Raw genomic sequence first — 10,942 nt, forward strand, 5'->3', positions numbered from 1 at the left:
GAACCACTTCCTATGCATCGATTGTTTAGTCATTAATTGTTCAGGATGATCTTTTGCCCTTCCTTCAGGCCCTTGCGAATTTCGATATCCGTTGATGTTTGCAGCCCTTTCTCCACATCTACTTCTTTACGGCTTTCCCCGTCCAGAATTTGCACATAATCTCTGCCGAGATATGACCTCAGCCCTGCGCGAGGAATGACGATGACGTTCTCCGCGCGATCGGTTACGATCAGTACAGTAGCCGTACTACCGATCTTGGCTTGCTCCTGGAGCTTGTCAACGCCGAATATGATCGTCTTCGCATTTCGTTCCGCCTGAGCTTTGATTTCGGTAAATGGCGAGCTGGACGGCGTTTGCAGCACCTTCCCGGGTACTTCGGCGTTCTGAAGCTTGACCTTGACTTCCATCCCTACCGCAATCCCGCTCAGTTCATTGGAGTTGGAGTTTTCATAGACGAGCTGCACCTTATTCGGGTCGGATACCGTCACGACCGCTCTGTATGCTGTCACTTGATCACCGGTCTTGAGTGAATCCATATAAGTAACGATGCCGCTGATCGAGCTGACCAGCTTCGTCTTCTCCAACTGCTGATGGAGTTGATCCAGCTGGATCTGCGCAGCCTCCACATCGATCATCCTCAGACGAACCGTGGTGATGTTCCCCAACGTCTCCTGCTTGGCTTGCTCCAGCGCGATCTTGACCTTCTCGAGATTCAATTGCTGAACGCGAATCTTACTTTCCAGATCCCCCTTATCCAACTGAGCCACGACATCCCCAGGTTTGATCACATCCCCGAGCTTGACATCAATCGATTGAATGCGCGGTCCGGTTTCCTTGAAGAACAAGCTCTCCGTACTACTGGAATTAACGGTCGCGGTTGCATTCAGCTGTTTCGTAAGCGTTCCTCGCTTCACTTCGTATAACTCGAAATTCTCCTTCACAGGCTTAACAAGCGGTGGCTTCAGTGCTTCTTCCTCGGCCGGGCGCAAGGAGCAGCCGCATATAAGGACAAGCACAGCGCAAGTTGCAAGCGATTTCAATAATGTGTGTTTAGCCTTCATCGACAATGATACCATCCTCCAGTGAGTATACTTGATCGACGACTTCCATAATGGCCGGATCGTGCGTCGTTAATATAATCGTCATTCCTTGCTGCACCAAATCCTTGAACACCTTCAGCACCTGCAAGCCCATCTTGCTATCCAGCTCCGCTGTAGGCTCGTCCGCTAAGATTAAGGCAGGCTGATGTGCGATCGCTCTAGCAATAGCAACCCGCTGCTGCTCTCCACCGGACAATTCATATGGTCGATGCTTCATCCGCGGCTTCAAGCCAACGAAATCAAGTGCTTCCTCAGCCAGCTTCCGATATTGACTCGACGGTGTCCCCGCTATTCGAAGCGCGAACTCTACGTTCTCGTACGCCGACATATATGGAACAAGGGCGAACGACTGGAAGATCAGCCCCATATTACGACGTCTTATCCCGTCCCGCTTCTTCTCCGACAACCCGGTCATCTCTTGTCCGGCAAAATAGATCGCTCCTTCAGTAGGACGGTCTAACGCTCCTAACAGATTAAGAAGGGTCGTCTTCCCCGAGCCGGAACGGCCTCTTAACGCAACGAGTCTCCCTGGGCGGATAGACAAATTGGCGCCGCGTAGAGCCACGACTTCGCCTGCTCCCTTGCCGAACGTTCTCTTGATCCCGATCGCCTTAATAATTGGTTCCTGATGATCTGGTACTTGGTGCATAGCCTCCGCTCCCACTAGTTAGAAGTATCCTATAATATCCTTTTATCACCATATAGTTCAACTCTATCCTGAGTCCAATCAAAAAAATAGACACCTTTTTGTTCGAAATGGTGTCTATTTGTTCGACAGTTCATATTCCTTTGGCGTACATCCGACTATTCGCTTGAACGTCTTGAGGAATGTCTTGGAGTCAGGGAATCCGACTGCTTCGGCAATCTCGTATACCTTCATCTCCCCCGACCGCAGTTTCTTCTTAGCCGCTTCCATCCGAATGAATGTCAACGTCTCACTTAAGGACTCCCCGGTATCCTTGCTATACAGATCACTCAGATAGCTGCGGCTCAGCTTCACATGCTCTGCGATATCTGCTGTACTGATGTTGCGGTGATACTGGTCTCTCATGAATTGAACGGCTTTCTTTACGAATGGGGATGACGTACGGGAAGCCGTCGTCTGTTCAGGCCCGATAACCCGCTGCATCCCCAGCTCTCCATAAGCACGCACCAGCAGCTTCTGCACTTGTTCGATCGTGGCACAGCGCCGCACCACACCTGAATGGACGTACTGGCGCTCGAATTGCTCCGCATAGGTGGAACCAGATTCTCTGGCGTAGCTGGCGGTAAGCGTTAAAATGTCCGCTACGAACGCGGTCACTTCTGCAATCGGCCTCTTCGCAATAGCAAGCCGCTCACCTAGTTCCTTGGCGTGGAACTGATACCCGCGCGTGTTCTCGTGCGCAACAGCACGAAGCAGATCACTTCTACACTCGATCGGCAAGGGTAATTCCAATGAAGCTGATGTCGGTTCCATGACGATGCGATCCATTGTACCGTTATAGAAACGATCGTGAAGTTGACGAGCATGCCATTGTTGGACTAGAGCCAGATCGTCCATGCAACCCGCTCGAACACCAGTACCGATGAACCAGTCAAAAGGGATTGCTTCTTGCCCCTTCTTGAACTCGTGCTCCAGCAATAGTTCGATTCGATCAATAAGCTGCTGACCACGTATCCAATATGCAGCATCATGGTATGAGGCCGGATCGGTCTCTTCGAATAACATGATCACCTGCTCAGTCTCCAGACTTGCCGCCGCGTGGAAGCCTAGCGTTTCCCATCCTAACTCTACCTGGGACGAGAGCTCCCCCTTGTGAAAGAACAGCATGCTGTACAGAAGCTTGCCATTCCCGAACAACTCCTGTTCGAGCTGCGCATCCGCTTGGCCGTTCACTAGATACGCCTGCAGCTTTGCATTAAGCTTGGCCTGCTTCGTCTGATTCAACTCCTGCCGCAACCGTAACACCCGGTCCCGCTCTATCCGACGTTCTTCCAGCTCCTGCTTCGCCTCCATCATGATGTGCAGTAATTGCTCTGGTTCCATTGTAGGCTTCAGTATGTAGTCCTTTGCTCCAAGCTTCATCGCTTCCTTCACCCAGACGAAATCGTCCATGCAACTGAGCACGATCGAACTTACGTCTCGATCGCTCTCTCTGATTTTGCGCAGCAGCTCCAGACCATCCATTCGTGGCATCAACAAATCCGTAATAACCAAATCGACCCCTAGTGTCCCTATGAGTGTCCATGCTTCCTCCCCGTCTTCTGCTTCACCAACAAGACAAAGCCCTGCACTGTCCCAATCGAGCATGGAACGCATGCCCGTACGAATAATCGGTTCATCGTCTACGATCAATACGTTCATGGCCGTCTACTCCTCACTTTGATGCACAGGTAGAAACATTTTTACAGTTGTGCCCTCCCCAGGCCTGTTGATAATGAACATCTTGTAATCGGGTCCGTAGTAGAGCTTGATCTTCTCACGGATATGTGCAATTCCAACCCCGCTCAACCGCTCTTTCGCGAGAGTCCGTCGCTTCACAGGATGTGTCAGAGCAGCAGGTTCATATTCCCCAGCCGCCTTCGACGCAATGCCGACACCATCGTCTTCTACTTCACAGAGTAGCAAATCCCGGTCCACATATGCACGAATGGTAATGACCCCTTCCCGCTTGCCAGGTTCTATGCCGTGTAGAATGGCATTCTCAACAAGAGGCTGCAGAATCATTCTGGGGACGAGACAGCCCGCAGCCAGCTCATCGATTTCAAATGCTAGTCGGATCCGTTCACCATATCGAAAGCTCTGAATGTCCATATAATCTCGAATGAGCCCAGTTTCTTCACGTATGGTAATGAAATCGCCTTTCTTGCCCAAGCTGGCCTGCAGCAGCCGTACTAATGAGCTGACCACTTCAGAAATTTGCGGTGTTTTATGAATTTTGGCTACCCACTTGATCGTATTAAGCGTATTGTACAGAAAGTGTGGATTGAGCTGGTATTGAAGCGCTTCCATCTCTGCTTCTTTCTTGAGTGCTTCTTCCTGCTTCACTTGCTTGATCAATTCTTCTACCCGGTTCAGCATCTGGTTATAGCTCTGACCCAGATCGTTTAACTCGTCCATGCCATCATCAATCCAATACGCCTTCAAGTCACCCAGCTCCGCACGTTTCATTAACCCTCTCAAATGATGCAAGGGCTTGGTCACATGTCCGGCAAACCAGATCGAGCTCACAACCGACACGATGGCAAGTAACATAAACAGCCAGATCAACAAATTTCTCATATTGATCAATGAAGCGTTTGGTTCGACCTTCAGTTCAAGCGTGGAGGACCATTCCACATCAGCCACCTCTAGCTTCGATTGCGACTGCACCGTACCTTTGCTGCTCCAACCGGAACCGGGTACCATTCCAGAACTCATACTCGACGTATAGATGAGACGTTTCTCTTCGTCGTAGATCGCCATCGCACCTTGAAATGACTTCTCTTGAGCGTCTACGATGATTTGATCAATGGAGAATAAGGCGTAAACGGTTCCTGTCTCCATTCGAAGTCTGGCGTCCATGATCGGTTCTGTGTATAGCAGTTTCTGACTGCCTGCACTTGAGCTCGTCTGCGTCTGCGTCTGCGTAGTGATGGAAACCGGAGAGGCCACTGGAATCAGCTTTCTCCCCGGGCGTCCCAGCACAGTGTCGAAGGGGACTTGAGCAGAGCCAGACTGGGCACACAGCGCCTGACCTGCTTCTTCCATCGTGATGCACATTTGCAGGATATACCGATTTTGTGAGAGCTCTTTTTTGAGCAGGAAGTCGATGTATTCCCGTATTCGCTTCTCCTCGGCCATGTCCAGCGGCTGGGAAGTACGACTAACGTAACGGCCAACCCCGTAATCATCCGCAACATGCCTCAACCCCTTGTCAATGGCGACCAACTCGAGCTTCGCCCGTTCCAACAGCCGTTTATGCGTTTGCTCGACGACCGCGGATTGTTCCTCCGAAGCATAGGAAGCCGATTGGGCATAGAAGACAAAGGTCGCCACTATTAGCGGAATCGAACCGACTAGCAGCAAGAACAACAATAACCGAAGTTGAAATCGATTCAGGAAAGCCGAGAATAACGAATTCATGCCGTCACCTGGACCAATCTTGATGCGTGGACCGCTTAAATCCATACATCAGGTAGTACAAGCAGCCGGTCACAAGTGCGAACACGATAATAAATTGCTGGGAGTTGGGGTTGCTTAGCGCAGTAATCGTATCTGCGACAATATGCAGAGGCCGATTGATCAAATCCCATGAATTCCATCTCAGAAAACGGCCCAAGTATACGCCGATACTGCTCAACAACAATACGCACAAGGCAAATATATGTGCCCCAATCGCGTTATGCCGCATTCGAATTAAACGATGGAGCCGGTACAGGGACAACACACCCAGCAGCCAGCCATTGATCGCGCCTAATGCATTGATCGAAATATCATAGTATAGCAGGTTAGGCTTACTAGGTTTGCTGAAATAACCGATATGCACCAGGTCCGTTATAATGTAGGAACAATTCGGGTAGAAGAACAGCCATGCCAGTCCCATGACAACAATCCCCACATTCCATCTCCCGGTTCGCTCATACAAACGGCAGATCCAAGCCGACAGGATGTAGGGAATCCAAGCCAGAACCAGATTCGGGACAAGCCATTGATAGTAATGTTGGTCTGTGACGACCATGCGGATGGCTATCAGCCCCCAACACAAGGCTGTACACGCTAGCAGCGCCAATAGGACGCTGTTTCTTCGAGTCATCTCGATCATAGTCATATTAGCTCCTTGCTGACAAGTTCTGTCTACACAGTATCATACCTAACTTTTTGATAGCAACACAACTCCTTCGCCATCGATTCTTTCCCCACATCCCGACAAGTTTCATTTATTCCCCCCCTGAGAATCGATATGATGCCCTCGAGAATCGATTCGGATCTCTGGAATCCGAGTTTAAAGGTTTCCGTATCGAGGTGCTTATTCGGAGCCGATTGAGGTAACGGATCCCCTAAGCAATTTGACGTACAATTGATGCGTTGACGGTTCCGGGTCAATACCTAACTCCAGCTGAAGTCCGTTGACAAATGCCTTATAATGGTGCCGCAGCGACACATAATCGTTCAGACGTGCATAAGCTTCCAACAAGAGACAGCATACTTCTTCCGAATAAGGATCCTTCTCTTGTAACATACTTAGTCGCTGCAAAGCTTTTCTATTCCGTCCTGCGTTCAAATCATACTCGGATATGCGTTGCATTAAACTTACATATTGCTCCAACAACCTTTTCCTTCTGGGCTTAGCCCAAGCGTAGTCGTATTCTTGCAAGTAATCGCCACGGTAGAGCTCCGCTACGCTCTCCATTAGATCAAGATTGTGTTCTGTAATAACGGGATGCTCCTTCAACTTCTGCTCGAACAAGTCCGCATCCGTCTGCAAGTTCGGTCCCCCCAGGCTATAGCTTTCTTGCTCGAACAGGACGGTCGGCTCGATCCCCCGTTCCTTCAACAGCTTCCTAACCTGATACACCGATGTATGCAGATGAGTGACCGCCTTTTCCGCATCAAGCAATGGCCAGATCGTATCCAGCAAGACGTCACGAGTCATCCATTGTCCGGAATTGTGGAGCAAGCAGGCGAACAGTTCTAGTGCCTTTAACGTTCGCCATTTCATCCGTTTGTCCGAATCTCCCTCCAGCACGAACTGCATGCGTCCAAAGCATAGCACATTCGGCTGCAGGGCATAAACGGATTTCAAGGACAACTTATTCATGAAATGCTGATGCAGCCGATCTAGCGTCTTCCCCAACCTGGCAGGATGGACCGGCTTCAGTACATAATCGATCGCATACAACTCGAAGGCTTCGAGCGCATATTCGGAAAATGCAGTAATATACACGATACGGACATCCGGAGCAATAAGCTGAATGTAGCGCGCGGATTCCAGGCCGTTCATTTCCGGCATACTAATGTCCAGAAACACGACATCCGTCTCCGTGCTGGTGAGATGGTCGAGCCCTTCTCGCGCAGTTGTATATTTACCCGTAATCTCAACTCGGCCGTCCGCCAACAGCAATCGTTCCAGCTGAAGCAGTGCCGGTTTCTCGTCATCAATCAGAATCGCCCTCATCATGCATATTCCTCTCTTCCCTGACTTAAGATGTGCGAATGAATTCGTTTCGGCACTTCGAAGCGAACGGTAGTCCCTTTATTCCATTCGCTCTCAATATGAATACCTCTTCCGTACAGAGCAAGCAATCGTTTATGAATATTGATCAGGCCAATACCGCCCTTTGAACTCGTGTTCCTGGATAGCAGCTTATTCAATTTATCCGGGCTTATCCCGACTCCATCGTCCGTAACCGCCACTTCGATGAGGCTATCCGTCTCCCTAATCCGTATGTGAACCGTCCCTCCAGAAGCCCGTTGCATGATTCCATGCCGGACCGCATTTTCTACAATCGGCTGAATGCTGAGCGGCGGAATCAAGCTCTCCGAGCTATCGTCCACCTCATACTCCACTTTAAGCCGTTCGTCGAATCGGGCTTCTTCAAGAATCAGATAGGACTTTACGAGCTCCAATTCTTTACTCAACGATACCAACTGCTCCCGATTCTGGAAATCGAAGCTGCCCCGCAAATACTGGCTGAGCTCGATAAGCAATCCGGTAGCTTTGTCAGGATCGACTGAACATAAGGAAATGACGGTATTCAGTGCATTGTATAGAAAATGAGGCTTGATCTGGGCTTGCAAGAAAGCCATCTCCGTCTGGATTGTAATCTGAACCGATTTGCGCAGCTCCAACAAAGTATGTACACGGGCTCTCAGCTCCCCGGCATCAACCGGCTTGGACAGGAAATCATTAACACCCGCCTGAAAACCGGTCATCATATCTTCGGGTCTGCTTCTAGCGGTCAACATCAGCACGGGAAGCTCAGAGAGCAGGTAACGACTGCGGATGCTGCGGGTCAGTTCGACACCTGACATGCCAGGCATCATCCAATCGGCAATGACCAGATCAATCTTCGGATTCCGTTCGATCTCTTCCCAAGCCGTTCTTCCTCCATCCTTCGCAATGACGACATAACTTTCCTTAGCCAACAAATTAATGAGCACTTGCAGATTGACTGGATCGTCGTCGACGATGAGAACAGTGCGATCTCCTGCTTCTTTGGGAGCGAATGAGGCAGCCGCTTCCTGTATTCCTCTTCCTATGCTCTCGATAGGTTGTACACTGTAATTACTTGCGGTGCTCTCGGGATGAATGACCGGCACTTCAACCGCAGCGGGCAGCGTAAAATGGAATATGGAACCTAGGCCTACCTCAGACTCGACCCAGATGTGTCCGCCCCCCAGCTCGACAAGCTTTTTCGAAATGCTGAGTCCTAATCCCGTACCGCTGAAATCCCGGTCAGTTCCCTCCCCTCCCTGATCGAAGGAGTTGAATATAGACTCATATCTCCTCTGCTCAATACCTATGCCCGTATCGGCGATAGATATAACAACTTGCTCGTCGTGAACCTCTGCATATACCCGAATTTCACCTTGGATCGTAAACTTGACGGCATTGCCTAACAGATTGAACAATATTTGCCGAAGCCGCTCTTCATCCGTATCCAGATAAGGCAGAGCATCCGGCCATTGCTCTACGAATTCAATCGGCTTGTTGCCTGTCATATGGATGACTACATCCATTACCGACCTAACGACCGTAGGGAGATGGACAGGTTTGCGCTGTAAAATAATATCTCCGTTCTTCAACTGGGAGAAATCCAGAATGTCGTTCACTAGCAGAGACAACCGCTTCCCGGTCGTGACGATCATCGACAGATGACTCGCTTGCTTCCCGTTCATCACCCCCGCAGCTCCATCAATAAGCGATTCTGCCAGATTCACGATACCATGCAGCGGGGTTCGCAGCTCGTGCGACGTATTCGCCAGAAACTCATCCTTCAGTCCGTCCAACGTTAGCAGCTTTCTAGACAACTGCTCGACGTCGAAGAACGATTTGGCAAATCGAATGGCCAACAATGCGGTTTGGGTTAGAACAAAGATCACCATCTCATACGGGACGACGTCCTGTGGAACCACCATACCCGCTAAATTCATCAAATTCACTACGATGACTAGTAAGATGCTGATCAAGCTAATTGCGCTGAGGAATTTATACTCGTACTTCCCCCTCAAGCTTCTGATCATGGCGAGGCATATGCACAATATGGAGATAACCGCAATACTGTTCCACACCCCTTCCAAGCGTGAGAAGAATACGGAAGGCAGCAGTAAAGCAATCAACAATGTACCGATCGTCACAACCCGAGAGAGCTGTAAGATTCGCAATGGAATCGTGCTCGGCATGGAGACCGACACATATAGAATCAAGAAATAATAGAAAACGGCCGATGAGGATAGCTGCAACTTGATTATGGCTTCGTACGGAATCTCGTTTACAACCGCAGGAAGCAGCTTCTCGCCATGGGTTAGCACGTACAATACCGCCGACAAGCAGGAGATGCCCAAGTACAGGAGGGACCGCTCTTGCTTGCGTAGAAGGTACAGGGCCAAGAAGAATATGCCTGGCATCAAGAATCCCGCTGTAGTTATCAGATCACCCGCAATCGCCCATTCGCGGTTGCTCATCACGGCATGCTGATCGCCGAATTGGATCGGCATGATCATGCCACCCGACGAATAGCTGTAATTGGATACTTGTACGATCACATCTACTTGATCTCCATCAACTGGGGTCATCCCTGTGTAGGGGACATTGTTCGGCACGTAATCCGCTTCCGATGTTGCTGGAAAACCGCTGGCTCCGACTTCTTGTATCCCGATAAACACCCGGTTGGCTATGCGAATATTCGTCGTATGGACACCGTATACAGTCTCATTCCCGTTCAGTATAATCCGTAAGCGATATGTCCCATACCCCAGCGCCTCACGTGAGCCATCTGCTCCTAAGTAATCATTCCATTTACCCTGTACGCTTACGATCGCTGACAGGTCAGGGCGAGGAGCATTGGCGGGTCGGTCAACTTGGAACGAGGCCGGAGTCAACAATTGATTTCTATAAAATTCCCATTCCCCGCGTAGAGGGACGGTGCCGCTCTCAGAAAAATTCCAATGTCGTAAATCCATGACACCGGATACCGCCTTGGGATCGTGTTTGGCATCGTATGTCCATTGAGCAAGCCAGTAAATGGGAAGTAATACAACAAGGATGAACACGGCGCTCCTAATCAGCCATCTTCTTAACACAATCTGTCCCCCGCGATCCATCGTACGTAATAACCATACAATTCTAGATAGTGGCGGGATTTTCCTGTGCGCTCGGACAACAAAAAGGCTCTGGACAGTCTTATAAGGCTGTCTCGAGCCTTGCTCATATTTCATTTTCAGATAAAATATGTATTCCACTTAGTTAATAGATTGGTCGGAACAAAATCAGCAAGCCATACTCCATTGTTTGCATAATAGAATTTTATCCCTTGCTCTGCCGCTTCTTCAGCATTTACATGAACGGATTGCCATTAGTAATTCTTGAAGTCCACAGTACCCCTCGTGATCCAGAATGATGCCAAATTGTTCTGGTGCGTGCCTGAGCATTTTACTCTTGAATTTGCAGAGATTTTCTTCCTGTATACTTATTAACATATTGCCTCCACTCTCCAGGAGTTTTAGCTTGAGTGTACCACAGAATCGAATTCCTGCTTGTAATAAACTGGATGTATCTATTAGAAATAACATTTATACTGAATATATAACATTATTGAAGGAGTAGTAGTTATGTCAAAGTTCATGTTCCCAAATATCGAGACCGAGAGACTGGAAT

7 protein-coding genes are annotated in these 10,942 nt (G+C 49.4%); all 7 read right to left on the reverse strand.

Annotated elements, in window-relative coordinates; genetic code table 11:
* Positions 1-32 precede the first annotated feature (32 nt).
* Complete coding sequence (locus tag AC1DWB_RS17815) at positions 33-1,061, reverse strand: efflux RND transporter periplasmic adaptor subunit (RefSeq protein WP_477542423.1); 1,029 nt, start codon at positions 1,059-1,061, stop codon at positions 33-35.
* Positions 1,051-1,749: an ABC transporter ATP-binding protein gene (locus AC1DWB_RS17820; RefSeq protein WP_477542424.1), complete on the reverse strand. Its 699-nt coding sequence runs from the start codon at positions 1,747-1,749 to the stop codon at positions 1,051-1,053. The genes AC1DWB_RS17815 and AC1DWB_RS17820 overlap by 11 nt, the downstream gene beginning before the upstream one ends.
* A gap of 114 nt (positions 1,750-1,863) precedes the next feature.
* The gene (locus AC1DWB_RS17825; protein WP_477542425.1) at positions 1,864-3,447 is read right to left on the reverse strand and encodes a response regulator transcription factor; all 1,584 of its coding nucleotides are present in this window, start codon (positions 3,445-3,447) and stop codon (positions 1,864-1,866) included.
* 6 nt (positions 3,448-3,453) lie between these two features.
* Entirely contained in the window at positions 3,454-5,208 is a 1,755-nt protein-coding gene (locus tag AC1DWB_RS17830) for a sensor histidine kinase (protein ID WP_477542426.1), read from the reverse strand.
* A 4-nt stretch (positions 5,209-5,212) separates the two neighbouring features.
* Positions 5,213-5,887, reverse strand: coding sequence for a DUF1361 domain-containing protein (locus AC1DWB_RS17835; RefSeq protein WP_477542427.1), 675 nt, complete (start codon positions 5,885-5,887; stop codon positions 5,213-5,215).
* A 204-nt stretch (positions 5,888-6,091) separates the two neighbouring features.
* On the reverse strand, positions 6,092-7,243 hold the full coding sequence (locus AC1DWB_RS17840) for a response regulator (protein WP_477542428.1): 1,152 nt from the start codon (positions 7,241-7,243) through the stop codon (positions 6,092-6,094).
* Positions 7,240-10,368, reverse strand: a complete 3,129-nt coding sequence (locus AC1DWB_RS17845; RefSeq protein WP_477542429.1) for an ATP-binding protein — start codon at positions 10,366-10,368, stop codon at positions 7,240-7,242. Before AC1DWB_RS17845 ends, AC1DWB_RS17840 begins: the two co-directional genes overlap by 4 nt.
* Positions 10,369-10,942: the final 574 nt, after the last annotated feature.

This window comes from Paenibacillus sp. P4_E11 (assembly GCF_056401635.1).

Excerpts from the sequence above, each read along its gene's own strand:
- AC1DWB_RS17830 (WP_477542426.1), bottom strand. The coding sequence starts at position 5,208 with ATGAATTCGTTATTCTCGGCTTTCCTGAATCGATTTCAACTTCGGTTA.
- AC1DWB_RS17815 (WP_477542423.1), bottom strand. The coding sequence starts at position 1,061 with ATGAAGGCTAAACACACATTATTGAAATCGCTTGCAACTTGCGCTGTG.
- AC1DWB_RS17835 (WP_477542427.1), bottom strand. The coding sequence starts at position 5,887 with ATGATCGAGATGACTCGAAGAAACAGCGTCCTATTGGCGCTGCTAGCG.
- AC1DWB_RS17820 (WP_477542424.1), bottom strand. The coding sequence starts at position 1,749 with ATGCACCAAGTACCAGATCATCAGGAACCAATTATTAAGGCGATCGGG.
- AC1DWB_RS17825 (WP_477542425.1), bottom strand. The coding sequence starts at position 3,447 with ATGAACGTATTGATCGTAGACGATGAACCGATTATTCGTACGGGCATG.
- AC1DWB_RS17840 (WP_477542428.1), bottom strand. The coding sequence starts at position 7,243 with ATGATGAGGGCGATTCTGATTGATGACGAGAAACCGGCACTGCTTCAG.